The 24,210-nt window shown below is 57.9% G+C and carries 23 protein-coding genes; 7 read left to right on the top strand and 16 right to left on the bottom strand.

The genetic code is table 11. The annotated features are described in order from the left end of the window. Positions 1 to 84: 84 nt before the first annotated feature. From QD409_RS22680 to QD409_RS22690, 3 genes are all read right to left on the bottom strand, one after another. Positions 85 to 1,047, bottom strand: coding sequence for a LysR family transcriptional regulator (locus QD409_RS22680; RefSeq protein WP_092853082.1), 963 nt, complete (start codon positions 1,045 to 1,047; stop codon positions 85 to 87). A 666-nt stretch (positions 1,048 to 1,713) separates the two neighbouring features. After that, on the bottom strand, positions 1,714 to 3,090 hold the full coding sequence (locus QD409_RS22685) for a sensor histidine kinase (RefSeq protein WP_430763723.1): 1,377 nt from the start codon (positions 3,088 to 3,090) through the stop codon (positions 1,714 to 1,716). Continuing rightward, complete coding sequence (locus tag QD409_RS22690) at positions 3,090 to 3,764, bottom strand: response regulator transcription factor (RefSeq protein ID WP_092853078.1); 675 nt, start codon at positions 3,762 to 3,764, stop codon at positions 3,090 to 3,092. The genes QD409_RS22685 and QD409_RS22690 overlap by 1 nt, the downstream gene beginning before the upstream one ends. Positions 3,765 to 4,082: 318 nt before the next feature. On the opposite strand from QD409_RS22690, the gene QD409_RS22695 reads away from it, so the two are divergent. Continuing rightward, positions 4,083 to 4,769: a DedA family protein gene (locus tag QD409_RS22695; RefSeq protein ID WP_430763719.1), complete on the top strand. Its 687-nt coding sequence runs from the start codon at positions 4,083 to 4,085 to the stop codon at positions 4,767 to 4,769. Positions 4,770 to 4,882: 113 nt separating this feature from the next. Here QD409_RS22695 and QD409_RS22700 read toward each other — a convergent pair whose 3' ends face one another. Next, positions 4,883 to 5,578: a hypothetical protein gene (locus QD409_RS22700; protein WP_092853185.1), complete on the bottom strand. Its 696-nt coding sequence runs from the start codon at positions 5,576 to 5,578 to the stop codon at positions 4,883 to 4,885. A 283-nt stretch (positions 5,579 to 5,861) separates the two neighbouring features. Here QD409_RS22700 and QD409_RS22705 point away from each other — a divergent pair, with 283 nt between their 5' ends. Next, positions 5,862 to 7,295 carry a sensor histidine kinase gene (locus QD409_RS22705; protein WP_208858685.1) on the top strand — a complete coding sequence of 478 codons (1,434 nt, stop codon included), beginning with the start codon at positions 5,862 to 5,864 and terminating at the stop codon, positions 7,293 to 7,295. Beyond that, entirely contained in the window at positions 7,292 to 7,936 is a 645-nt protein-coding gene (locus tag QD409_RS22710) for a response regulator (protein WP_092853074.1), read from the top strand. Before QD409_RS22705 ends, QD409_RS22710 begins: the two co-directional genes overlap by 4 nt. Here the strand turns inward: QD409_RS22710 and QD409_RS22715 are convergent. Then, positions 7,930 to 8,424, bottom strand: a complete 495-nt coding sequence (locus tag QD409_RS22715) for a hypothetical protein (RefSeq protein ID WP_092853072.1) — start codon at positions 8,422 to 8,424, stop codon at positions 7,930 to 7,932. The genes QD409_RS22710 and QD409_RS22715 overlap by 7 nt on opposite strands. A gap of 418 nt (positions 8,425 to 8,842) precedes the next feature. On the opposite strand from QD409_RS22715, the gene QD409_RS22720 reads away from it, so the two are divergent. Next, positions 8,843 to 9,166, top strand: a complete 324-nt coding sequence (locus QD409_RS22720; protein WP_092853181.1) for a hypothetical protein — start codon at positions 8,843 to 8,845, stop codon at positions 9,164 to 9,166. Positions 9,167 to 9,537: 371 nt separating this feature from the next. Here QD409_RS22720 and QD409_RS22725 read toward each other — a convergent pair whose 3' ends face one another. From QD409_RS22725 to QD409_RS22735, 3 genes are all read right to left on the bottom strand, one after another. Further along, entirely contained in the window at positions 9,538 to 10,086 is a 549-nt protein-coding gene (locus QD409_RS22725) for a phosphatase PAP2 family protein (protein WP_092853070.1), read from the bottom strand. A gap of 90 nt (positions 10,087 to 10,176) precedes the next feature. Next, a complete protein-coding gene (locus QD409_RS22730; RefSeq protein WP_245298103.1) occupies positions 10,177 to 11,385 on the bottom strand; it encodes an MFS transporter in 1,209 nt (402 codons plus the stop codon). Between the two features lie 26 nt (positions 11,386 to 11,411). Beyond that, positions 11,412 to 11,954: a Chromate resistance protein ChrB gene (locus QD409_RS22735; protein WP_092853066.1), complete on the bottom strand. Its 543-nt coding sequence runs from the start codon at positions 11,952 to 11,954 to the stop codon at positions 11,412 to 11,414. 184 nt (positions 11,955 to 12,138) lie between these two features. Between QD409_RS22735 and QD409_RS22740 the strand changes: the two genes are divergently transcribed. After that, a complete protein-coding gene (locus tag QD409_RS22740; protein WP_092853064.1) occupies positions 12,139 to 13,497 on the top strand; it encodes a cation diffusion facilitator family transporter in 1,359 nt (452 codons plus the stop codon). A gap of 201 nt (positions 13,498 to 13,698) precedes the next feature. Then, the gene (locus QD409_RS22745; protein WP_430763720.1) at positions 13,699 to 13,974 is read left to right on the top strand and encodes a metal-sensing transcriptional repressor; all 276 of its coding nucleotides are present in this window, start codon (positions 13,699 to 13,701) and stop codon (positions 13,972 to 13,974) included. Positions 13,975 to 14,270: 296 nt separating this feature from the next. Here the strand turns inward: QD409_RS22745 and QD409_RS22750 are convergent, their stop codons facing one another. Beyond that, positions 14,271 to 15,209, bottom strand: coding sequence for a cupin domain-containing protein (locus QD409_RS22750; RefSeq protein ID WP_430763721.1), 939 nt, complete (start codon positions 15,207 to 15,209; stop codon positions 14,271 to 14,273). Between the two features lie 109 nt (positions 15,210 to 15,318). Between QD409_RS22750 and QD409_RS22755 the strand changes: the two genes are divergently transcribed. Beyond that, positions 15,319 to 15,669 (top strand): carboxymuconolactone decarboxylase family protein, encoded by a 351-nt coding sequence (locus tag QD409_RS22755; RefSeq protein WP_208858684.1) that lies wholly within the window; start codon positions 15,319 to 15,321, stop codon positions 15,667 to 15,669. An 83-nt stretch (positions 15,670 to 15,752) separates the two neighbouring features. On the opposite strand, the gene QD409_RS22760 is transcribed toward QD409_RS22755, so the two are convergent. From QD409_RS22760 to QD409_RS22790, 7 genes are all read right to left on the bottom strand, one after another. Next, the gene (locus QD409_RS22760; protein ID WP_092853177.1) at positions 15,753 to 16,883 is read right to left on the bottom strand and encodes an AraC family transcriptional regulator; all 1,131 of its coding nucleotides are present in this window, start codon (positions 16,881 to 16,883) and stop codon (positions 15,753 to 15,755) included. A gap of 961 nt (positions 16,884 to 17,844) precedes the next feature. After that, complete coding sequence (locus QD409_RS22765) at positions 17,845 to 18,345, bottom strand: DUF995 domain-containing protein (RefSeq protein WP_092853056.1); 501 nt, start codon at positions 18,343 to 18,345, stop codon at positions 17,845 to 17,847. A gap of 30 nt (positions 18,346 to 18,375) precedes the next feature. Continuing rightward, positions 18,376 to 19,320: a glycoside hydrolase family 26 protein gene (locus tag QD409_RS22770; protein ID WP_092853175.1), complete on the bottom strand. Its 945-nt coding sequence runs from the start codon at positions 19,318 to 19,320 to the stop codon at positions 18,376 to 18,378. Positions 19,321 to 19,337: 17 nt separating this feature from the next. After that, positions 19,338 to 19,880, bottom strand: a complete 543-nt coding sequence (locus QD409_RS22775) for a DUF995 domain-containing protein (protein ID WP_092853054.1) — start codon at positions 19,878 to 19,880, stop codon at positions 19,338 to 19,340. Positions 19,881 to 20,170: 290 nt separating this feature from the next. Next, a complete protein-coding gene (locus tag QD409_RS22780) occupies positions 20,171 to 22,003 on the bottom strand; it encodes a glycosyltransferase family 2 protein (protein ID WP_430763722.1) in 1,833 nt (610 codons plus the stop codon). Further along, positions 22,000 to 22,986, bottom strand: coding sequence for a UDP-glucose 4-epimerase GalE (gene galE, locus QD409_RS22785; protein ID WP_092853050.1), 987 nt, complete (start codon positions 22,984 to 22,986; stop codon positions 22,000 to 22,002). The genes QD409_RS22780 and galE overlap by 4 nt, the downstream gene beginning before the upstream one ends. Then, entirely contained in the window at positions 22,986 to 23,999 is a 1,014-nt protein-coding gene (locus QD409_RS22790) for a UDP-glucuronic acid decarboxylase family protein (RefSeq protein WP_092853048.1), read from the bottom strand. The genes galE and QD409_RS22790 overlap by 1 nt, the downstream gene beginning before the upstream one ends. Positions 24,000 to 24,210: the final 211 nt, after the last annotated feature.

The following is a 24,210-nucleotide window of genomic DNA, read 5'->3' on the forward strand; positions in this document are numbered from 1 at the left end:
TTCGAACTCCGATGTTTGCGTTGATCCCGGTTCTTGACCGGACGCAAAAGATCTACATCTCATCGGAATTCGAGCGAATACCTACTATTCGGAAGATATTCTTCCGCCATTCGGTTGAATGCTGGCATGATCGGCCTCCACGCTTAAGCGTGCGAAATGAGCCTTGAGCCGCGCGATGGCGAAATCGGCGAAAGCGCGCACCTTGGGCACCTGAAGCCGACCGTGCGGCGCAATCAGATGCACGGGCAGCGGCGGCGCCTCGTCGTTCGCAAGCAGGATCTTGAGCGATCCGTCTCGCAGCTGCGGGGCGATATGATAGGAAAACATACGCGTGACACCCCGCCCGGCGACAGTGCTTGCAACCGCGCCACGAATGCTGTTGACGATCAGTCGCGGTGTAAATTGGACGGCACGCGGCACCGTCGACCCAGGGGCGGGCGGAAAACTCCAGCTATCGATGCCGAAATGCGTCATGGCGACGATCTGGTGGCGGGCAAGATCGGCCGGCTCACGGATCACTGGATTGGCATCGATATAGCGCGGCGAGGCGGCAACTACGCGGCGTACCTCGCCGACACGCAGAGCCACCAGCGTGGAGTCCGCAAGATGCGCGATACGCAGCGCCAGATCGATGCCCTCGTCGATCAGATTGGCGGGGCGGTCGAGGAAGTAAAGCCGGACATTGACAGCCGGATGCTCATCCATGAAGGCATCGACGATCGGCCGCAGGATCTCCTCGCCGGCCGCGACGGGGGCGGTAATGGTCAACAATCCCCGCGGCGCGGATCGCTCACCGGCCGCGGCGATGTCGGCCTCCTCGAGGTCCGTCAAGACGCGCCGGCAGGCGACGGCATAGCGCTCCCCTGCCTCGCTCAGCTTGAGCGAGCGCGTGGTGCGATGAAGCAGCTCCGTGCCGACCCGCTCCTCAAGGAAGGCGATGGCCCGGCTCACGGCGGCCGGCGACTTGCCGAGTTTGCGCCCAGCGCCCGCCAGGCTGCCCTCGTCGAGTGCCGCGACAAAGACCCTCATTGCATCGATGCGATCCATGGCATTCCGATTTGCGAAACAATCTCGGCCACAGCCTAGTCAACCGTTCAGAATTCGGCAATCAAGCCACCCGACAGAAGTGGTTGGGATAGATTGACTTTGGAAGGAAAGCGGAACGATTCACAGGATGAGCGTCAGAGTTGTGTCCTCGCTGAGGAACCGGAAGGCGACGGCCGGCGGACGAAAACATTTCAACACGTTAGTTCCAACACGCTACGCTGGGGGTGAATGTATGGATCACCGATTCGATTTCGTCCAAGGCGCACAATCCTTGTTCGGGATTTGCAATCGGTTTGCCTGGGCCAACGCAAACTGGAAGGGGACCGTGTGAGAAAAAGAATGCTTGTTATCGCGGGGTTGGCGGCGCTGGTCGCAACGTCGGCTTTAGCCGGTCGTTTGACCAGTCAATCGACACTTGCCGAGTGGGAGAATAGCCGAAGGGATGCCCGGTTGGATCTAGCGAAGAGCATACTCGCGAGAACGGCCAAGCGCGATGTCGGCAAGGCGATGGATCTTTTTGCCTGTATTGAGAAAGTTGCGCGAGATCCGGCTCACGCGAACATTCCGATCCATAAGATTTCGTCGCCATGTCTGGTTCTGATCGGCGCCGAATAGCATGCAATCTCACGCAGAAGCGCGGCAGCGGTGTTCTATTTGCGCGTCCCCTTAGGCCACTCGCACCCCGCCATCGGCAATCTTTTCGGAAGGAAACGTCATCCTCATGCAGGCGCCTTTGGAGCCGGCATTGACGACTGCAATGCCGCCGCCGTGGAGCTGCATGATCTCCCGAACTAGATTGAGCCCCAATCCGGCACCGCGTCCGTCGGGGCCGAGGCGGTTAAAGGGTTCGAAGATCTGCTCGCGCGCGTCCCAGGCAATGCCGTTGCCTTCGTCGGAAACTTCGATGAAATGGCTTTTGCCCACCCTCACCGTGATCGTTCCGTGGCGTCCGCCGTGATCGATGGCGTTCTGGACAAGATTGGTCAAAGCCCGCTCCAGCGACGTCTGGTCGCCGATCACCAACACCTCGTCGCCTTCCGGCTCGAAGTTCACCTCATAGCCGGCACCCAGCGCCAGGGGACCGAGGTCAAGTAGCACCTGCTTGGCCATAGCGGTCAGATTGACCGGTTGAAAGTGATTGCGCTTCTGGTCGAGGCGCTGAAGATCGAGCAGCTGACCGGCGAGCGTCGTCAGCCGCGCGGCGTCTTCCAACAGGTCGCGCTTGTCCGTGCCGGCGGGCAGAGCTGAAATGCGCGCATTCAGGATGGCGATCGGAGTGCGCAGTTCATGGGCTGCCTGGGCCAGAAAATGTTGATGCCGCTCGTAGCCTGCATCGAGGCGCATGAGCGCGTCGTTGACTGCCCTCACAAGCGCGCGGATCTCGATGGGCACGTCACTCGCCTGCAGTTGGGTGCCACGCTTGTCGAACTCGATGTGAGCGGCTTGTGCCACGGTCCGGCGGAGACCGGCCAGCGCCCGGCGAACCACCAGCGGGGTGGCGAGCGATGTTGCGAGCGCCATCAACACGATGACGGGCAGGATCAATGAGGTGAGCCCGCCTGAAATACCTCTTGCAAGTCGTTGCACCGACATCTGCCCTTTCGTGCCCGTCAGGATCTGGATCCGGCCCGCGGGGCTGTCGACCCATTTGATCACCGCGTCGGGTTTACCGGCCAATTCAGGCTGGTTGCTCAGCCGTGCGTCGCTGAGCTGGTCGAGCATCGCGATAGCAGGCAGATAGGCTGGCGGAATACTGCCCTTTTGCAGACGGTGCCCCTGTTTGTCGCGGATCGCGAACCACAGGTCGGGCGCCCCCGTCCGAAGATTGACGAGGTCAGGGGTCTCTCGCAGGACCAATTCGCCAGCCATGTCCCGCTCCGTCGCCTCGGCCAGTACGTCGAGGCTGGCACCTTCATAATCATCGAGCAGATAGCCGGTGCTCCAGAGCGCTGCCGTGATGATGAGCAGGGCGGCCGCGATCATGCATGCCTGCAGCGTCACCAGCCTGCTGACGAGCAGCCATTTCAGCGAAGGCTGTCGCATCATGTCGTCTCACTGAGGAGATAGCCGACACCGCGGATGCCGCTGATGGCGACACCGGCGTGGGCGTCGGTGAGCTTGCGGCGGAGGCGGGAGATATGCGTATCGAGCGCGTTGGACTCGATCTCATCGTTCATGCCGAAAACGGCCTCCATCAGCGTCTCGCGCAGCACCATGCGCCCCATGCGTCGCATCAGAGCTTCAAGTACGAGCAATTCCCGGCGCGGCATACGCAGGCGAACATCTTCCACATGCGCCTCAAGATGAGCGAAATCGAATGACATGCGGCCAAGTCTGACGATATCGGGCTGCAGTTGCGTCGGACGGCGCAGGATTGCGCGCAGCCGGGCCAAGAGCTCGTCGAAGGCGAAGGGTTTGCCAAGATAGTCGTCCGCGCCGCTGTCGAGACCGGCAATCCGATCGAGCAGGTCGCCCTTCGCAGTCAATACCAGCACCGGCACGATATCGCCCCTCGCACGCAGCGATTTCACCAGCGAAAGGCCGTCCCCGTCAGGTAATCTGCGATCCAGAACCACGGCGTCGTAAACGTCGTCATAAAGGGCGGTGTCGGCGTCCGCCAGGTTCTCCACATTGTCCACGACCATGCCGTGGCGCACCAGCCCGTTGCGCAAGACAGCGGCCATAGGTTTCTCGTCCTCGACCAAAAGCACACGCATTCAGTGAACTCCATCGCTTGCCCGCGTCGATAGGGCATTCACGCGCTATTAGCATCCCTCCATTGAGATAACCTTGCAGACCCGGTTCGATGCCGCGGTTTTTTAGGCCTCCGAAGGCAGCGCGCCTTGCTCATTTTAGAAGTCTTTCTACGTGACAGGTTTTCGCAATCCGGCTGTGTAAGACCTCACTTCCTCATTTCGAGAGGAAAAACCAATGCCCACAGCCTGGACTTTTCAGCCAGCTTCCGTCCATCGGATCGCCAAAGTGCGAGATTGCAGCGTCCCGAGCGATGCCGGATCCCTGGGGGCACCGCTCACATGACGGCGCACGAACTGATTGCACAGGCGCCCGGCGCTGTCACGCTATTGATGAGCTTCGGACTTGCAGGGATATTCTGTCTCGCTATCCTCGAGAAATTCGTCCCGCTTTTTCCGTCGTACATCCTCTTGATGCTCCTGGGACTGATGGTGCCCGATCTCTCCATGCTCGCCCTCTCCATTGCGGCGGTGACGGCGGGTTCGGTCGTCGGCGGGCTTGGCTGGTATGGTATCGGCTGGGTGTTTGGGCCGCATAGGGTAAGGCGAGCCGTCGCCAGCTATGGCGGATCCGTGCTGCTCAAGCTCTCCTTCTACGACCGGCTGGCCGATGCCTACCGCCGCAACCACTTCTGGGTAACATTTTCTGGTCAGGTCATCCCGGCTGTCAGGATCTATCTGGCCCTGCCGGCTGGTGCTCTGCGGCTCGAGCCCATGACCTTCATCGCGGCGACGTCGCTTGGTTGTTTGACGTGGAACGGGCCGTTCCTCTGCCTCGGCTATGTCTTGCGCCATAGTGGACGCGATGTGACCCAGACTGGCTTCTGGCTTGCCATCGCAATCGTGATAATCGAGGGGGCTGTGTTGATCGCCGTGAGCCTGCGCAACAAGGCTGCTAACGGCAGAGAGTACCATAGGCTATCGCCGGATCGGGCGGGGTCCGGGGGGAAAGGCCCGACCCGGCGATAGAGCCGGCGGGCGGGCCGGCTATGGAGTAGCGTCCGTCGACGCCAGTCCGTTGGAGGGTGGCCTCAGAGGACTGTCGCCATGGGCACACTCCCCGAAACCGCTATTGCAGCGCCTTAGTTGGCAGTCTCAATCTCGTCTGTGTCGCTCTGAGATGGGGCCGAATTTTCGGCTTTCCTTTCCAGTGCCTCGCGAACTTCCGCGATTTTTCCCGTGTTCGTTCCGACGCCGAGGATGCTCTTTGCTTCGGCGAGCTCCTGGTTCGTTACCGGCTTGTTCGACAGCTGCTGCAGCGCCGAACGCAAGGCGTTGTCGCTAAGCGCGGGATCTGTGGGCACGGCTGTCGTTCCGTATTTCGTTTCGAATTCGGCATATGCCTTCACATAGGCCGAGAGAGCCGCCATCTTGGGATCCTTCGAGTTCAAGTAGGCGTGGTAGTTCCTGTTGAGTGAATGGAGGCTGCCTTCGAACTTTTCAGTGTGTGTCTTCGCGCTCGCATGATGGGCCTTGGAATGCCTATCGGAATCCCTGTCAAAATGATGCGTTGTGAACGGCGAGGAAGTGCCCTGCGTCGTAGCCGTGCTCGCGGTAGTGCTGCTTACATCGTCGCGGTCGCGATCACGGCCAGACTTGTCGTGGTCGGATTTTCCCTCGCCATGACCTTCACCATGGCCTCCGCCGTTACCACCGCCGTTGCCGTCGCCACCTTTTGCGAAAGCAGCTTGTATGAAGCCAACGGCGGCTCCTCCCATGGGAGCGACAGCTAGCGCCAGACCGAGGCCAGCAGCACCAATGACAGAACGGATTTTCATGCGCACTTCCTTCATAAAAAGCTCGCCACCTGTTGCGGTGGGCGTATCCAGCAAATCACTGCGCACTACAATATTGCCGAAATCTCAGGTTTCTACACCGCTCGGACCTATGCCTTGCCTATTTGGACCATAGTCTGATTGAGTATCCCCGATGGTCTCCTAGATGGTATGTGCCGCGCAACAAGGCCATCTTGCGGTGACGATACGAGTGATGCCGACTTGCGGCAGTTGACACCCCATCCTGCTGGGATAGCTATAGGGGGTTGGGAGATCAGTGCGGACGATGCCAGTTCTGCAGACAAACAGTAAACACATGCTATCTCTGGTAAGTCTAATCGCAGGTTGGAACGCTCAATCCTTGGCGAGACAGTTCCTGCTGGCTGGCGGCTTCGTCGCCATCTGTGCAATGCTCGTTGTCGGCTCCATCGTTGCCAGTGTGATCGAAAATGCCGTGACACGCAATTCTGCGGCGACGACAGCGCTTTACGTCGATAGCGTCATCGCCCCGCTACTACCCGATATGCAGACCACCAAGGCTCTCGACGACACGGTAACGCGGGCCCTAGACGAGACGCTCGGCCAGGGAGCGCTTGGTGAGCGGTTGTTTTCGTTCCGATTATGGCGCGATGACGGGACGATCCTCTACTCCAACAACAAAAACCTCTCCGGCAAGCAGTTCCCGCTTTCGGACAGCCTCAAAACTGCATTTTCAGGCCAAATGGTTGCCAAGTTCAACCAGATCGACGATGTGGAAAGTGTTGCCGAGCGCGATAGCGGCAGGCCACTCCTTGAGATCTACAATCCGGTGCTTCAACCCTGGTCCGGCAAGGTCGTCGCTGTTTCCGAGTTTTACGAGGTTGCCAACGATTTCGAAGGGAGCCTCAATCAAGCCCGACTGTTGAGCTGGCTTGTGGTTGCCCTGTTCACGCTCACATTCTTCGCCCTGCTATCGATCATCGTCCTGCGTGGCAGTCGCACCATAGACAATCAGCGCAAGGCGCTTAACGGCCGCATCGCAGAACTCTCAAGGCTACTGGAGCAGAACAAGGCGCTTCGCGCCCGCGTTCAACGCGCAACGCAGCGCTCAGCCGCACTCAACGAGAGCTATTTGCGCCGTATCGGCGCCGACCTGCATGACGGTCCAGCCCAATTGGTCGCTTATGCCTCTCTGCGTCTGGACAGCCGGACGCTGACCAGTCCCGCCACCCCATCGAATGAGCGTGAGGCGTCGCTGCACACCATCAAGACCAGCCTTGATGACGCCATGACCGAGATCAGGAGTATCTGCAGTGGGCTGATGCTCCCTCACATCGAGACGGACAACCTCGCCGATCTCCTGCAGCGCGCGATCCGCGCGCACGAGCGGCGCACCGGTGTCGACGTCGCGCTCTCCACCGGCAATATACCAGCTGACCTATCCACCTCCGCAAAGATATGCGTTTATCGTTTTGTCCAGGAGGCCTTGAACAATGGCTATCGCCATGCCGGCGGGATCGGGCAAAAGGTCGTGCAATCTTTCGAGGATGGTCTGGTCGTCGTCGAAGTCGCCGATGAAGGGCAGGGGTTTGATCCGAAAGACGTCGGCCCACAAAAGCTGGGCCTTGCCGGCCTCAGGGATCGGGTCGAAAGCCTTGGTGGTACTTTTCAGCTTTTATCATCGAACCGGGGAACCACCGTTCGAATGTCTTTGAACATCGAAGAAATGGAGCAGGCATGACAGCTGCAATCAGTTTGGCAGTCATAGACGATCACCCGCTTTTCAGGGAAGGCGTCATCCGAAGCTTGACTGAAATGGATGGATTTAGCGTCCTCGGCGAGGGTAGCAGCAAGGAAGACGCGGTGCGCATCGCCGCGGAGTGCCATCCAGACATACTGCTTCTCGACATCTCGATGCCGGGAGGAGGGCTGGAGGCTATCCCGCTCATACTTGAACAGATGCCCGATCAGAAGATCGTGATGCTGACGGTCTCCGAGGCAAGCGATGACGTGATGGCTGCGCTCAAGAGCGGCGCGAAGGGTTATGTTCTGAAAGGCGTTGGGTCTCAGATGCTGGCGGATATCATTCGCAGCGTCGCGGCCGGTGACAGCTACGTCGCGCCAACCTTGTCAGCTCGTCTGATTTCGGAAACCGGATCACGCGCTCGGATCAATCCATTCAACGCGCTGACGGACAGGGAAAGGGAAGTGCTGGAACTGGCCTCTGCGGGGCTGAGCAACAAGCATATCGGCCTGAAACTCGATCTACATGAAAAAACCATCAAGCATCACATGACGCAAATCTTCACCAAGCTCGAAGTAAGCAATCGAACGGAAGCTGCGATGGCCTTCCGGGATGAGCTTGAAAAGCGCCGTCAGTGAAAGAAGGATTTGAGCCGCTGCTCGTCGGCTATGGTCGCATTGCGGTTGACGATCGTACGCCCCTTTGAATCCTGCATGACGTAGCGTCCGCTCTGTATTTTTTCGCTCATCCCATCTTTGTGGCGGACGCTCATGGAGCCATTGCCTTCATCGGTAGACTGATCGGAATCGACCTGGCTTTGCGTTACGCTCTTGGTGCTCGACGACTGGCCATTGTCGTTTCCCTTGCCTTTGCCATTACCACTGCCGTTCCCGTTGCCACCGCCATTACCGCTATTGCCACCGCCGTTTCCATTGCCTCCGCCATTTCCATTTCCGCCACCGTTCCCGTTGCCGCCACCATTGCCGTTGCCCCCTTTGGCCTCCGCCAATTGCTGTACAACTTTCGCGGATACTCCTTGAATTTTCACGGTATAGGGGAGCGCCGTGCTGACCAAGGTCAGCGACAGACATGGCAAGACAGCAATAAGCTTTCGACGCAACTGCACCTGTAGCCTCCCGAGGCTCCAACTGGATTTGGCGGCGAGCGGATATCGTTCCCTGGCACGAAAGTGTGCCGCTCTACATCGCCGATTGACGAGATTCTGATCTCAATATCAGATCGCCATAAGACTGCGAGCGGTCAAGTTTTATCATACGAATAATGTCCGGCTTGGACTTCAGCAATCACGATCGGGACCTTTTACCGACATAGGATCAGACCAACGTCGGAAAATGGGGGCAGACCGAAGCCCAATTGCATGATCTCATTATTGAAAGCGTCCTCCTCCAGCCGATATGACTGCGGCATGCCGGGGTCTTGCCGACGCAGAATCGGCGCTTCGGATCCCAATAACGTCTCTGTAAAAATTGCCGCGCGCGATACATCCCTACCAGCGCGCTCGGTCCGATGAGAGGGGTACTATGATGACCCAACACTGGAGGATATTTCTGGCGCGCTCATCGCCGCCGGGCGCAGTATTGGATTTTTCCGCCGCCGAATTCGTCCTCGAGGTGGCCATCAATTTGCGGTATTGCCTGAACCTCGTCCAACCAACGCCGGAATGCCTCGATCTGGCTGATCTCGTCTTGCTGCGCGCCACAAATTACGGCGCAGCCAGAATGGGCGACAAGTCACATTTGTTCGCCGAGGCGGAAGACGCGCTGGCGCGGGCAACGAGGCTTCTTGAGATCGAGCTTGAATATTGCTCGCAACGGGTCGTGAAACAGAGCTGCGATCAAGCCGCATAAGTTTTTCACCGCGCATCTTAGAGCTCGATATCATTCTGTCAGCTGTGCTCGCTCTTCGCTCCGCTCCATCCGTCCGCAAGCAACAAGTGCTGCAGCAAGCAACGCGGCGAAGAGGGCAATGTCCGCCGCATTCGTCGCCAGCGTTACGATACCTGGAAGCGGGGCGGTGGTGCTGGCCGCATTAGCGCAGCGAACGCAGAAGCGCTGCGCGATGCCGCCTTGTTGGGATTTGGCATCTTGGATTGCCAAGGCCTCTAGTTGAGGAAGACGTCCGTATGGGGCGTCTGCGGCAGAGCCTGAAAGAGTGGCGTCGGATGGCGAACCGATCCGCGTCCCTTTCCCGGCAAGCGCCGACCGCCGCCGACCTCCAGTTAGAGGATACTCGTCAGAAAGCGGTCGACACCTGTCGCAGGCTTGTAGAGGGCTTTGACCAGGGCCGCCGCGAAGATCGCCGTCAGCGCGCCGCCCATGACGTCGCTGATGTAGTGCGTACCGAGATAGACGCGCGACAAGGACACCAGAATTGCCGCCACAAGAAAGAAAAGGCCGCGTTTCGGCAGATTATGGATCAGGAAAGCCGCGGCGATCGCAAAGGTCGCCGTCGCATGGTCCGACGGAAATGAAGGATCGCTGCTGCGCTCGATCAGAAGTCGAGTGACTCCGGCGTCATAGGGCCGGATACGCTGATCGAAAAGCAGAATGACCTGGTTGATCCCAAGACCGATCAGAAAGGTCAGGCCGGCAGCGATCAGGATGTGGCGCGTTTTCGTCCGCTCGGGGCCGGTCCACCATTGGGCGGCCACGGCCAGTATGAGCAATGGGACGCCGAGGTTGGAGATGGTGATCAAGGCATGGTCGAGAAGGCTGTTTCCGGACAGGCTATTGATCCATCCGGTAATGGCGGCGTCGAGTTTGTACATTTGGTCTCCTGTCGTCTTGCGACGGGATGCCTTATTCGACTGACAGCTGCCTGAAGTATCAAGGCAGCATTGTGATCGCGGCCAGACAGTTCAAGCGCTTTTGAGGTGCTTTCTGAAAGCAAACAAGGTCAGGCCGGCTATGGATGCAAACGCTGCGCCGGCGGCAAAAGTGCTGTCGGGTCCGATCCATTCCCACAGTCCACCAGCAAGGATGCTGGCAAATAGCAGGGCGATACCGGAAACGAGATTGAAGAACCCGAAGGCCGTTCCTCGCAGATCGCTCGGAGAGGCGTCCGCAACCAATGTTGCAAAGATTCCTTGCGTGAAGCCCATGTGCAGGCCCCAGAGCAAAACGCCAAGTGCTAGGCCGGGGAGCCCAGGAACGAAAGCCAAGGCCAGATCGGCCGCGACCAGGAGCCCGACGCCGATCAAAAGCAGTGTGACGCGGTCAACCCGGTCAGCAAGCACTCCGACCGGATATGCCGATATCGAATAGACGAAATTCATGCCGATCAGCACAAGCGGTACCAACATGACGGGAATATCGAGCCGCTGGGCATCGAGCAGCAGGAAAGCTTCGCTGAAGCGAGCGAGGGTGAAAATCGCTGCAATCACCGTAACAAGCCAGTATGCGCTTGGGAGGCGCAAGAGATCGGCTTTCCGTAACGGAACTCGCGCGTCGCTATTGCTCGGGGATTTTGAAGGTTCTTTGACGAAGAAAAGGATGAGGCCGACCGCTACGAAGGCAGGTATAACCGCAATCCAGAAAACCGTGGCATACCGATTGGATGTCCACCACATCAAAAGCAGCGCGAGGACGGGGCCGAGGAAGGCGCCGACGGTATCCAGAGATTGCCGCAGTCCGAAGCTTGCGCCGCGAACTTCCGGTGGGGAAATGTCCGCAATCAGGGCATCTCGCGGCGCACCGCGAATGCCCTTGCCGATACGGTCGATGAAGCGGGCGGCGACAAGCCAACCGATCGACGGTGCAATCGGGAAGATCGGCTTGGTCAGTGCGGCCATCCCATATCCCAGCAAGACCAACAGCTTCCGCTTGCCGAGCCAGTCGCTTACGGCTCCTGAGAATACTTTCGTGATCGCAGCTGTAGCTTCCGCGATGCCTTCGATGATGCCGACGGAAAGCGTTGAGGCACCAAGGACGGTGACCATGTAGACGGGAAGCAGGGCGTGGATCATCTCGGAGGAGACGTCCATAAAGAGTGAGACGAAACCCAGTGCCCAAACGCCGCCGGGTATTGCTGGCACCGATCGCCGGCTTTTTGCAGTTACATCAACCACTGTCGGGTCCTTTCGGTGCATCTTGCTCAGCCGCCTTTGTTCTCTTCGTTGGCTTCGAAAACCTGGCGCGCGTAGTCATCGAGCAAGACTCCGCAGGCTTTGAGCTTCTCGCCAGCCAACGTCGCCAATTGTGCATCGTAGAAATCGAGCTTCTTGATCCGCTCAAACCACTCCTGGAGCTTCCTCAGGTCGGTGTCTTCCTCTTCCAATTCGGCATATGTGAATTTCTGCTTCGATACTTCCTTGGCGATTTCCTTCTCGAAGTCATCGCAGCGTCCGATGAACTCTCGGTAGAGTTCATCGCGGTCTGCGTTGAAGCGTTCGATCACTTTGTTGAGTTGCGTGTCATCGAGGGGTGCGGAGTCCAGAAGCACGGACTCTCCACCCATCTCGGAGATATCCAGCTCTGACATCTTTAGCCGTCGGAGGTTCTCGTCGGTGCGTGGCAGGAGACAAACCCCGTTCTGGAGGTAGATCGCGCCCAATCCCTTGAGGCGTCGCCAAAGAGCAACCCTTCGAGCCGCGGGTTCGGTGGGAACCTTGTAGGTGAGCAAGATCCATTGACTCAAACCGTTTCTCCATTTTGTAACGGCCGTTACATCCAATTCGTTCCATAACGGATGGACCATGTGGCCGTCAACTGCCGTTTGGGTGCAATCTACTTGACTATATCCTCTCCAGGGGGATAGGAATTGAGCAATCTTACGGCGCCGGAATAATGGTGGCCGGATAATCGATTTCAATGAGGATTTCATGTTCACGACGATTAAGGACTGGCTTGGTTTCGGTGTGCACGACCATCACGGTGCCGGTCACAGCCATGGGTCTCATGGGCATTCCCACGGCGATGCCGGGGGGCACGGCCACACCCACGGGGTTGTCGATCCAAGCATCGCGACGTCGGAGCGGGGAATCTGGGCCATCAAATGGTCCTTCGTCATCCTGGCGATCACGGCAATCCTGCAGTTGATCGTTGTATTCGTATCCGGCTCGGTGGCCCTGCTGGCGGACACGATCCATAATGTCGGGGATGCGACCACGGCCATTCCGCTCTGGATTGCCTTCGTGTTGGTCCGGCGCCCGCCTACGGCCAGGTTCAACTACGGCCTCGGCCGCGTCGAGGACCTGGCTGGCATGCTGATTGTTCTCATCATTCTGTTCAGCGCGATCGTCGCCGGCTACGAGGCCATCAACCGTCTTATCCATCCGCAGCCGATCGCTCAGCTTGGCTGGGTGACTGCCGCAGGCATCGTCGGCTTCATGGGGAACGAGATCGTGGCGATCTTCCGCATCAAGGTCGGCCGCGAGATGAACAGCGCTGCCTTGATTGCCGATGGCTATCACGCGCGAACCGACGGGTTGACGAGCCTTGCCGTCGTGCTGGGCGCAATCGGCGTCTGGCTGGGCTTTCCGCTTGCCGATCCGATCATCGGCCTTCTCATCACCATCGCGATTTTCGGCATCGTCTGGCAGTCGGCTCGCGCAGTCATCACGCGAAGCCTTGATGGCGTTGAGCCCGGCATTACTGATGAGGTGCGACATGCGGCGGAACATGTGCCTGGCATCCAGAAGATCACTGACGTCAAGGCGCGCTGGCTCGGCCACAAGCTACACGTCGACGTGACGATTGCGGTGGAGCAGGAGAAATCGATCGCAGAGGCAAATGGCATCGCTCTTGCCCTCCGCGAAGAGCTGCATGTGCATCTTCCGCCGCTTGGCAGCGCAACGATCCAGTTCGACATGGCGGGTACTTCGGCCGTGATCGCAAGTCATGCTGGCCATGGGCATCATCATGCTCCGGATCCCTTTGCCGTCAGCTCTTCGCTGGCGACCGGGCTTCTCGAGATTATCGACACTCCCGATGGCGAACGGATGCGGCTGTCGATCGCCAGCCACGCACATGGCCTGCAAGCCGTCGTCAACATACAGCGACCGGGTGGTATCGTAGAGACGTTGACGCTGTCGCCGTCTCCGAAGGACCATCATGCGATGCTGAGCGCGCAGACCCCGGACGAGCCGCATGAGTTCGATGCCGAGCTCGTGCTCACAGCAGGGGACGAAGTCGAAGTTCTGCCGTTCCGGATGGAGGAGCCAGAGGGCCATCATCATTAACCTCACGCGACTTGGTCCGGCGACCCCTTGTCCCCTCAGTCAAGTGCGCTGTCGTCGGCTACGTCTGCGCCATTGGCACTACGCTGGCAAACCAGCAACCACTGAACGCGTGCATGACGCGTTCGCGCTTTCAATGGTTGTGCTTCCGCTGCAATGCCGCCAGCGTTGACAGTGATCCCCTCTAGGAGGATACAGACAGTCATGACAGAGCACACACATGCCACCCATCCCGAAATCGTCAAGCGGCTCAAGCGAGCTCACGGGCATCTGAGGAGCGTCATTGCCATGATCGAGGACGGCAAGCCATGTCTCGATATCGCTCAGCAGCTATCGGCGGTCGAGAAGGCGATCATCAACGCCAAGAGAACCCTCATCCAGGACCATCTCGATCATTGCCTCGAGGAAACAGTCGGAGCTCTCCCGCGCGACAAGCGGCAGTCCATCGATGGGTTCAAAGCGATTACGAAGTACCTCTGACGGTAAGGCCGAGCTGCTTGCCTAGCCGTGTAGATCTGGCTTGGCCGCCACCGCACGCTAGAGCTTTTCCGCTTTTCTTCGAATCGCGAAAACGCCCTATCTTCGTGTTTCCTTGCGCATTCCGGACGGAAAACCGCTGCGCACTTTTCCTGGAAATGCTCTAGGAGCGTGATCAGGATGGGTCGACTCTAGCGCGCTCAAGTCGGTGTTGCGCACGGTTGTCGATTGCCCGCTCTGCCGAGAGGTATGATCCGCACGGTCGTCTGTATCAGATGGCTTTCGGGCTCATCTGATACTTAGACTGGCGGCGGCTCCGTCACCCGCGCGGATCGACGCAAGGCGCCGGGTCGGATGGCGAAGTGGCGTTGGAGCGCCCGGCTCAGCGCCGCCTCGGATTGATAGCCGACATCTGCAGCGATCTCGCCCAATGCATCGGCCGTGTGCGTAATGCGGTTCCGCGCGATTGAAAGTCGCACTTCCGTCAGGAACGCCAGGGGCGGCATGCCGCATATGCGCCGAAAGGCGCGCACCAGTGTCGCGCGCGAAACCGCAGCGATGGCAGCCAGTTCGTCCAGGCTCCACTCCCGAGCGGGATCGCCCAGCATAGCAAGGGCGGCTTTTGCCGTCTCGCGGTGGCCGAGCAGCGCCAGGAGCCCGTCCGCCGGCGGCTCCGCTTCCAGATGCACCCGCAACAGCATGACGAACAGTGCGCTGGCCAGGTCGCGCGCGATAGCGGCCGCGCCTGCGCGGTCGGCGTCCAATTCGTCACGGATGGTCTCCACCAGCCTGCTGCAAGCTTGCTGCCCGCTGAGCCGAAGGACGATGGTATGCGGCAGCAGGCGCAGCAGCAGATCGTCCGTGGCGCTTTCGAGGTATAGCCGGCCGCAGATCAGTTCGGTCTCGAACTCCGCCCCTTCTGTCTCCTTGACGCGGATGGCGTTCTTTTGGGTGGTCCCGATGATCTGCTGAGGGCTGCGCCCGTCGCCGCCACGAGCGACATGCGCGTCACCATGGGGCAGCAGCAGTACGTCGCCCGCCTCCAGGCGAACCGTCGGTTGTCCCTTGCGCTCTACGGAGCACGCACCCTTCGTGAGGATATGGAATGCTGCCCAGCCTTTTGCTTCGGACTGATGTGGTGAGCTCCAGTCACCGCCGAAGCGGCAGAAGTCTTGCAATTCGGGCCGCACCCTGAGCATGGGCGCAAGCAGGCTCAGTACGTCACGGTGTGGGCTCATGGGCGCTCCAGATCTTTTTGATCCGTTCGGTCATATCGTTGCGCCTGGCGGATATCAACATTGGAGCAGGTCGGACGCATTATCTCCTCACCAACAAAGGAGGCCTAAAATGCATATGATGGATTGGAACGCCTATCGAAATCAAGTTCTCGCCGGGGTCGGCGATGTGGCAAAACTCTCGCCGGATACGGTGAAGGGCTACGCTCAGTTGAGCAATGCCAACGCCAAGGACGGCCATTTCGACGCGAAGATGCGAGAACTGATTGCTCTCGCCGTCGCCGTCACGCTGCGCTGTGACGGCTGTATCACGGTCCACACTGCCGCGGCCAAGAAGGCTGGCGCCACCGCGAGCGAGATCGCCGAAGCGCTCGGTATCGCAATAAGCGTCAACGCCGGCGCCGCGCTGGTCTACACGACCCGGACGCTCGACGCTTTCGCCGCCGCTGCAGAGCAGGGCTGAACAGGGCTTTTCGGGGTTCGAAGGGGTGCGGCGCCTGTGGCGGCGCATCCCGTTTCCATGCCGGTGACCTACGTGAGGCTCCCTCAGATGCCAAGCGTGTTGAGCCAGTCGCCAAATGTCGCTGTTTCCATCATCCGCGGCAGATGTTCGGCCTTGCATTCCCCCGTGTGCCTGCGGACCTCACTTGGGCTGTAGCCGAATTCATGTGTGAAGGCTCGGCTGAAATTGGCCGCCGATTCAAAGCCAAGCTCCTTTGCAATGTCGGCTATTCGTTGACCGTTATCCAGGTCTGCAAGTGCGGAACGTGCTGCCAGAAGTCGTTTTCTGCGGACATAGTTCAAGACGCCGCCTGATGCCTGGAACAGTTCATAAAGTCTGGTGCGTGAGATCGCCAGTTCACGGCTCAATGCTTCAGGGGTTAGATCTGCCGATCCAAGATTGTTCTGGATGTAGCGGCGAGCTTTGGCCATCAGTCCGATTTCGGAGCTGTGGTCGCTGATCATGCGACTGTGCACGAGCGGTGCGACGCTACTGAAAATCATCTCCTGAAGCTGGTTGCGCACGCCGTGCAGATCATCTCTCGTCATGCGGCTGAGGTTCGCTTCGAGAAAAGCGATATAGTTCGCCAGCAGCTCGACGCGTGCGCCTCCCAAAATAACGTTGTTGCTTGAGCCGGGCAGTCCACCGTGATCGGCAAAGAGATCGGAGGGCAGAATGAGTGTGACTGACTGCGCGCTTAAGGTGCGACCATAAAACGGGCAGCCAAGCGCACGGATCTCCATCATGCCCGGCTCGTTTTCGACAACAGTCCCATTGACGCTGGTCCACGTCTTTCCAGTGCGCAAGAACGTGATCTGCCAATGATCTATGGCGCTGAAACGGACTTTGTGCGGCGAGCGCTCATAGCTGAAAGCCGGCGTCTCCTGCTGGATAAAAAGCGCTCCTTCCAGATTCCAGACGGTCTGATCTGCTGCAAAGCAATCGGCAGCTCGGGAACTTTCTGGAAGATAGGTATCTATCAGCGGCGCCATACGCTCTTGCCAGGCGGAGAATTGGTAACCGGGGATTGCATCTGAGGTGGAGAATGGCAAGGAGTCCAGCTTTGGCATGTCTATGAGAGTATTACAGAGCGGAGCTTGCGAACTGCGAGGCCACCGACGTCTCTCCACAAAGGTTGATTGCCCGGAGGAAACCTCGGTTTTATTCCACATCATTATGGTGGCCTTTCGATAGTGCAGGGTAAGTTGGCTGATCGCTTTCGCTGTGCGCTCGCTGCAGGCGAACAAATGTCCGACTTCCACACTGCCGAGCATTTGAGGCGAAAAACGCATCTCGCGCGGATAAAGCTGGCATCAAATGGCTTCCTCGCCGTCGAAGTGTCGCAAAACAGCCCGAATTTGAGTCCATCCGACCGGCCGGAGGCCGGCGGATAGACGTAAAGGAAGCCACGGCATCATATGTTGTGAAAAGAATTCCGGCTTGCGGTGCGTATTGGTAGGCAAACCGAAAGAAGGCTGTGGATGCCTGATCGAAGGCACTGTGCAGCCGTCTAATATCGCGCCAAACTAATATTGCAGTGGGAAGCATCCTCGTGGATCCCAACCTAAAGCCTGAATGGGAAAAATTAGACGATTTCTTTAATATTTTCAAGATATTTAAAGAAGTCGTTTAAATATTTTCCGGCAAAATGGACGAAACGAAACCGAAAAGGAGAGTAAACTTATGGGTTTGAACCAAGATTTTCGCAATCTAAATCTTTATAATCGTAAAATTGGAATTCTTATATCGTCAATGCTTTCGATTGCATCTTTGGTGTCAGCGCCTTTGAATGCAAACGCTGCCGAAAGTTCACATGTGAAGAGTAAGACTGTTCAGTTGTATATGAAGAAGTATGAGAAGAACAATGTTGTCTTCTATAGCGGAAGATCTCTTTCCAGAACGACTTCTGTCTCTTCCGAAGATTACTTCAAAGGATCACCCTACATTTGCACGCCAAGCGGGTTTGGAAGAACCTCGCATTGCCACAATCGTAGCGGGTTTTAACATGCCTGCAACAATCCCAAGAGTTGCTGTCAATAAAGAATAGGGGCATTGCTCGGATGACGGTTCGACTGAACAAGTGGAACGTAGGCCGCTCCGCCATCCTCGTATATGCCCCTATATAAGCATTCCACTTCAACCGGGTAGATGTTTGTGGACATAATCGCCCAGTCGAAGTTTCAGAATCTCGTCATCATGTTTCGTCGGATTATGACGGAATACATACCATTTTCCGCCTGATGCTCGTTTCTGATAGATGATCCCAGCTCTCTTGCGATGCAGGAAGCAGGAAACATTAGGTGCAGCGCTCTTCTTGCTATACCAGATGGCGCTCATGCAGAGCCTGCCGCGATCGGCCGCATACCAGGTACCTTTTGCGTAAGATCTTTGGCCATGCGAGTGCGACCAAGCGGCAAAGCGGCTATGATGGCGCGAGAAATAGCCCGCCCCATCCTTCCATATCCACGAACGCCCCGAGTAGATTTTTCTCAACTCCGTAGCGCTCATTGGTTCAGCCCGATGGGCCGAGCGTAAGGTCATTTTGTCGATTTGATGCTGGGTTGCCGCGTTCGCGGTGCCGACCAACGCGAGCACCGAGAACAGGGCACCCATGACGACGAAGCGCAACGAAGACATGTCTTTCTCCTCAACCTTTCAACATGACCGTTAGTTCAGCAGGGCACTGGCAACACGCCAGTCCGGCCGGCCCAGGCCATACGGCCAAGGATAGACCTCGCGGTCGTTGAAGTAGACGACTGCCGTCAGGTCGGGGAATTCGGAATGCGGCTTGTTGGCTTCCTCGGCCCATGCGTGAACATAGGCTTCATTTCCCTGGTAGCCGAGTTCCGCGATTACGATGGGTTTCTTGAAGCGCTTGACGCGGTCATAGCCGGGCTTGGTTGCGTCCACGAAATTCGAATCGTGCCCAAGAGTTCGCTGATCGAATGGCTGGTAGCCGAAGACTGACAACCCGACGACGTCGACAAATGAATCTCCGGGATAGTAGGCTTCAAGCCCTTCCTTCCCCATCGGCGACCACATGTATTTTGCCGTGGGCAAGCTCTTGCGACATACGGTGACGGCATGCCTATAAGCCTTCACATAGTCCTCAGGCGTCCAGTAGGCCCATGTGAACTGCCCGTTTTTCTCGTCCATTTCGTGAGCCCAGCGAATGGTGACGGGCTTGTTAAGTTTGGACACCGCCGTGCAGATCGCCGACATGTTGGAATCGTAGTGCCCCGCCATAATCCCATTGAAGAGATCGGTTGGCGTGACGCGCCAATCGCGCGCCCATGACCACGGCTCGATCGTGATCAGCAGTGAGCGCCCCCGCTTGTTTGCGTAGTCATTCGCTACGCTCAGGGTTGATAGATCGACATCTTCCCAGGGCAGGAAGAGGTGCTCGATCTTGGGATTGGGGTCATTGGAAAAGTCGCCGTTTGGGTCGTAGGCGCCGCCCGGCAGCGATTGCGGTGTGATGATCGGCCTCTTGTCGTTGAAGAGAGGCCGGGTCTCGGTCTTCATGTCTGAGCCATTGTTGGCGGCGTACACGCCTCCGCAGAGGACGCCAGTCGCAAGCAACGCCGTCGTTAGTTTTGATAGGGTTTTCATCGGATTGCCTCCTTCCTTCATTCGGCCTTATGCACAGTCAAAACCGAGGCTTTCATAGCCTCCAGCCGCTGTGAGACTAGGTCGTCGGCGATCAACTTCGCCGCTTCATCCGTGTCTTTGGTCACGGGATGGCGAAACACGAACCATGTCCCGCCAGTCTCTCGTTTCTGATAGATCGTTCCACCCAAGATGCGATGCTCGAAGCAGGTTTGGGCCGGGAACTGGCCGTTTGCGGCGTGCCAGGTTGCATCGAGACATAGACGACCCGTATCGGTCACGGCCCAGCGCCCCTCGGCCCAGGATTGCCCGCCGCTTCCGTCGACCCAGGCGGAAAACCGCCGGTCGATATTCTGCATTCGCCCTGCGCCGTCGGCCCAACGCCAGGTCTTGTCACGATAGAGCGTGTAAAGTTCGACTGCCGTCATGGGCCTTGCCCCGTTGGGCACCTTGTTGGCCGTGCCCGCGGTTGCCGCATTGCTCCCCGTTGCAAGTCCAAGAACAATCGCGAATGCCAGCGATGTTACCGGGGCAGTGGAGATCTTCTTCTTCGATGGCTTCATGTCATTTCTCCCGTATTGTGGTTGGGATGAGCTTGTCGCCGCTGTCGCCATAGCCCGCTGTCGGTGTCGTTGTTTGGATGTTCCCCTCAAGCTGCCATGCCTGCTTGCTGACTTGTCATTGGCTGGGACACGAAGGCCGATTTGCCTGGCGGCTTCATAGTCCTTCACGCCGGCGACGCGGCTACTCGGTTCGGCGAAGTCCGTGCCGCGGTCCAAGCCCATATATTCGGTTCCAGTAACTGCTATTTTCATTTGCGTTCCCGCCAATAGCGTCCTTCCCGTCATGAACCTCAGTTATCCGTATCCTTCACGAACCAGTTCAGATTGAGCACCATCCTGTGCAGTCCACGACCGCCGCTCCCGGCTCCGGCCACAGAAAAGCGCTCCTCGAACAGCACGTATCCATCTCTATTCCAGGCCAGTGATTGAATTCCGTCGTGGCCGCGCTCGACGATGCCGGCAAAAGGCAGGGCCATCAGGGCAAGCAGGCCGCTGGCGAGCGCCGGGCGATAAAAGCGCACGTTATCGCTGACCGAGTTTTCGCGAGCGTGTTTAATGATGATGACCAGCAGCAACAGCGTGTAGATGGCAGCATTCATCGTTGCGAAAACATAGAAGCCGCCAGCCTCACTTGCATTGTTGACCAACAGCACCGGCACCATGGAGACCAACGAAAGCACGGCATAGGGTGCCAGAACGCGAAACGGTATCGGATCCACGTCGGACGTTCCCTTTGGGGTGACGCGGAAATCTACGAAGGATCCGGTTGCCCAATCGCGAATGGCTGCCAGACCGCCCACAAGAGCCCAAGGCCAGCGGGCAAACAGGAACAATGTCATCTCCCAGCTCAAGATCTTGGCATCGAACGGTCTGAATGTACGAGTGCTGCGCCAGCGATAGGCAAACAGGATCAACAATACAGACTGCGGCAGAAAGTGAACCAGGAAATCAGGGTAAGAGACATCAACGAAAGTCTTGCCTCTGGTCAGCGCAATCATAGGCAGGATGAACATCAACGCCATAAAGAGTGAGAAGAGGGAATACCACAGCTGAGAAAACAGAAACTGGATCCTCAGACGCATCGGTAGCCGCGGGAGCAAAGTCGGAGAATACTGCAGCAAGACCATCATCAGGCTGCGCGACCATTGAAACTCCTGCGTGATGAGATCGGAAAAGGTGCGCGGACCATCGCCGTGAGCAATGGCGTCGAGCGCATGAACGCCACGCCAGCCGTGTGCATTCATCATAAGCGTGGTGGAGTGATCCTCCGCCAGTTCGGGGCCAAGCCCGCCAATGCTGCGCAGGGCTGTGGTGCGAACGGCATAGTGCGAGCCGATGCAAAGCGGCGAGAGCCCGCTGTTGAAGCCCGCCTGAAGCGATCCATGCATGCTGGCTTCCGCATAAAGGCGGCCGCGGGCGGACCAGCTCGTGCTGGCATTCTGGTCGCAGATGCTCGGTGCAGATACATAGCCAACTGCCGGATCGGCAAAGGGGCGAAGCATCTGGAAAAGATATCCTTGCTCGGGAACGTGATCGGCATCGAGTTGTACGACGAAGTCATAGCCTTCGTAGCCGTAGTGATCGTAGAAGAAAGCAAGGTTACCTTCCTTGCAGCGGGTGCGCCGCGGCCAGGTCTGGCGGTGATAGTCTTCGCGTCCCTTGCGGGTGGAAACCTGGACGCCATGTTTGCGGCACCAGTCGAGCGTCGAGGGTGACGGATCCTCATCCGCAAGCCAGGTATCGTGCGGCACATCTTGCTCAAGCATGGCACACAATGTGCGGGCGACCACCGCAAAAGGCTCGGATGGCGCTTTCGTGACAACCATGGCGACGCGGCTGCCGGCGGGCAGCCGCAAGCGCCCGTTCGGTTTTTGAGCGCGAAAGAAGACGATGATGAAATAGGCCGGAATGATCGTCACCCAAGCGAGCACCAGGGTCAACAAGACCGACCCTACAGGGTCGACATGGTGGGCGGGTGTAAACCACCAGCTCCAGAAATAGACGAGTGCGGCAAGCCACAGCGTGGCGCAAACGGCATATTCCGCGCGCTTGCGACCCTGCAGGATCGGCGTCATCAACGCCTCGTCTTTCATCACCTGAGCTCGTGTCCGGATCGATGTCATCCCCGCACCTCCAGCCCGAAGAAGGGAGCTGCGGTCCGGATGATCGTTTCGATGTCCGAATGAACAGCGCGGAAGCCGAGTTTTTCAGCAGCGAGGTCAGACGCTGCATAGAGGGTAGGGGGATCGCCGGGACGACGCATGCGCATGGCGACGGGGACCTCACGACCGCAAACGCGCTCGATCGCGCTCACAATCTCCTTGATCGACGTGCCGCGCCCGGTTCCCAGATTGACGGCAAGATTTTCGCCACCTGCCAGCAGATATTCGACCGCCAGCACATGCGCCCTGGCAAGGTCCGTTACATGGATATAGTCACGGACGCATGTGCCGTCCGGCGTGTCGTAATCGCTGCCATAGACATCCAAAGTCTCGATCGCGCCGCCGGTTGCCAGCAAGGCGCGAGGAATGAGATGCGTTTCCGGATCATGCCATTCGCCAAGCTCCTGTTCCGGATCGGCGCCCGAGGCATTGAAGTAACGCAAAGCCACATAATGCAGTCCATAGGCGGCCGAATAATCGGCAAGCATATGTTCTGCAATCAGCTTCGTCCTGCCATAGGGATTGATCGGCTGCGGCGTTTCGCTTTCGCGGATCGGCAGGCGGGTCGGAATTCCGTAGATCGCGCAGCTTGATGAGAAGATCAGCTTGTCCGTTCCGACGCTGCGGGATGCTTCCAATACCGATAGCGTGCCGCCGACATTGTTGGCGTAGTATTTTGCGGGATTCTCTACGGATTCCCCGACATAGGCAGAGGCGGCAAAATGGATAATCGCCGCGGGTCTGTGACTTTCAATCACGTCGGCAAGACGCCGCGTGTCGAGAATATCCCCTTCCACGAAGGGTCCCCAGCGCACCGATGTCCGGTGTCCAGTCGACAGGTTGTCGTAGACGAGCGGCTCGAAGCCCTGCTTATGGAGGAGCTTCGCAGTGTGGCTGCCGATGAAACCGGCGCCACCCACGACGAGTATTTTTTGCCTGGTCATCACACAACCTCGAGGAGCTCGCTGCTGGGACGAACCAGTTGACGCTCAAAATAGGCAATGGTGGATTTCAGGCCCTCTGCCAGGGAGACCGACGGCTCCCATCCCAATTCCCGCTTTGCGCTCGAAATATCGGGCCGGCGTTGGCGCGGATCGTCGATCGGCAGGGGCTTCTGGACGATCTTCGACGAGGATCCGGTCATGGCGATGATCTGCTCGGCAAGGTCGCGCACAGTGAACTCGCCTGGATTGCCAAGATTGACGGGCGTATGGATAGTCGTCTGATTGCCCATCAGTCGGATGAAGCCTTCGATCAGATCGGTGACGTAGCAGAACGAGCGCGTCTGCGATCCGTCGCCGTAGACCGTAATGTCTTCGCCCTTGAGCGCCTGAACGATGAAATTGGAAATGACGCGGCCATCGTCGGGGCGCATGCGCGGTCCATAGGTATTGAAGATGCGCGCAATCCTGATATCGACGCCATGTTGGACATGAAAGTCGCGGAACAGCGTTTCGGCGGAGCGCTTGCCTTCATCGTAGCAGGAGCGGGGACCGAAGGAATTGACGTTGCCCCAATAATTCTCCGGCTGCGGGTGCACCTGTGGATCTCCATAGATCTCCGAGGTCGAAGCCTGGAAAATGCGCGCTTGATGAAGCGTGGCGAGCTCCAGCAGATTGAGCGATCCGAAAACGCATGTCTTCATCGTATGGATCGGATCTGCCTGATAATGCGGCGGTGAAGCCGGGCAAGCCAGATTGTAGATTTCGCTGACCGGCAGATCGAGCGATGCGATGATGTCGTGGCGGATAAAACTGAACGTATTGTAGCGCAGCAGATGCCTTAAATTATCCATCCGCCCGGTTGAGAAATTATCGACGCAAATGACTTCGTTACCATCTTGCAAAAGTCGATCGCAAAGATGTGACCCAAGAAATCCTGCGCCTCCTGCAACAAGAACCACACGTCTCTGTGTATTCTTCGGAGTTATGCTTGCGGATTTGAACGCGATGCCCATAAAACCCTCCCGGAAATCTAAACACACAGCCGAGCATGCAAGGAAAACAGAACTTCTGTCCTTGTATGAGGCGTCCACAAATTGGAATTATTTCTGCAACTTGGATTTCAGTTTACTAATATTTAACTATGCTGTCGTTATCAGGGAATTCGGACTCTTTACATTCTGTCCATTTTTGTATCTCGAATTTTGATTCGCTGAGCGTCAGAAA

It is taken from the genome of Rhizobium sp. BR 315 (genome assembly GCF_050577975.1).
GTDB lineage: Bacteria > Pseudomonadota > Alphaproteobacteria > Rhizobiales > Rhizobiaceae > Rhizobium > Rhizobium miluonense.

Coding starts and splice junctions, on each gene's coding strand:
- QD409_RS22680 (WP_092853082.1), bottom strand. CDS start 1,047: ATGGATCGCATCGATGCAATGAGGGTCTTTGTCGCGGCACTCGACGAG.
- QD409_RS22685 (WP_430763723.1), bottom strand. CDS start 3,090: ATGCGACAGCCTTCGCTGAAATGGCTGCTCGTCAGCAGGCTGGTGACG.
- QD409_RS22690 (WP_092853078.1), bottom strand. CDS start 3,764: ATGCGTGTGCTTTTGGTCGAGGACGAGAAACCTATGGCCGCTGTCTTG.
- QD409_RS22695 (WP_430763719.1), top strand. CDS start 4,083: ATGACGGCGCACGAACTGATTGCACAGGCGCCCGGCGCTGTCACGCTA.
- QD409_RS22700 (WP_092853185.1), bottom strand. CDS start 5,578: ATGAAAATCCGTTCTGTCATTGGTGCTGCTGGCCTCGGTCTGGCGCTA.
- QD409_RS22705 (WP_208858685.1), top strand. CDS start 5,862: ATGCCAGTTCTGCAGACAAACAGTAAACACATGCTATCTCTGGTAAGT.
- QD409_RS22710 (WP_092853074.1), top strand. CDS start 7,292: ATGACAGCTGCAATCAGTTTGGCAGTCATAGACGATCACCCGCTTTTC.
- QD409_RS22720 (WP_092853181.1), top strand. CDS start 8,843: ATGACCCAACACTGGAGGATATTTCTGGCGCGCTCATCGCCGCCGGGC.
- QD409_RS22725 (WP_092853070.1), bottom strand. CDS start 10,086: ATGTACAAACTCGACGCCGCCATTACCGGATGGATCAATAGCCTGTCC.
- QD409_RS22740 (WP_092853064.1), top strand. CDS start 12,139: ATGTTCACGACGATTAAGGACTGGCTTGGTTTCGGTGTGCACGACCAT.
- QD409_RS22745 (WP_430763720.1), top strand. CDS start 13,699: ATGACAGAGCACACACATGCCACCCATCCCGAAATCGTCAAGCGGCTC.
- QD409_RS22750 (WP_430763721.1), bottom strand. CDS start 15,209: ATGAGCCCACACCGTGACGTACTGAGCCTGCTTGCGCCCATGCTCAGG.
- QD409_RS22755 (WP_208858684.1), top strand. CDS start 15,319: ATGCATATGATGGATTGGAACGCCTATCGAAATCAAGTTCTCGCCGGG.
- QD409_RS22760 (WP_092853177.1), bottom strand. CDS start 16,883: ATGATGTGGAATAAAACCGAGGTTTCCTCCGGGCAATCAACCTTTGTG.
- QD409_RS22765 (WP_092853056.1), bottom strand. CDS start 18,345: ATGTCTTCGTTGCGCTTCGTCGTCATGGGTGCCCTGTTCTCGGTGCTC.
- QD409_RS22770 (WP_092853175.1), bottom strand. CDS start 19,320: ATGAAAACCCTATCAAAACTAACGACGGCGTTGCTTGCGACTGGCGTC.
- QD409_RS22775 (WP_092853054.1), bottom strand. CDS start 19,880: ATGAAGCCATCGAAGAAGAAGATCTCCACTGCCCCGGTAACATCGCTG.
- QD409_RS22780 (WP_430763722.1), bottom strand. CDS start 22,003: ATGACATCGATCCGGACACGAGCTCAGGTGATGAAAGACGAGGCGTTG.
- galE (WP_092853050.1), bottom strand. CDS start 22,986: ATGACCAGGCAAAAAATACTCGTCGTGGGTGGCGCCGGTTTCATCGGC.
- QD409_RS22790 (WP_092853048.1), bottom strand. CDS start 23,999: ATGGGCATCGCGTTCAAATCCGCAAGCATAACTCCGAAGAATACACAG.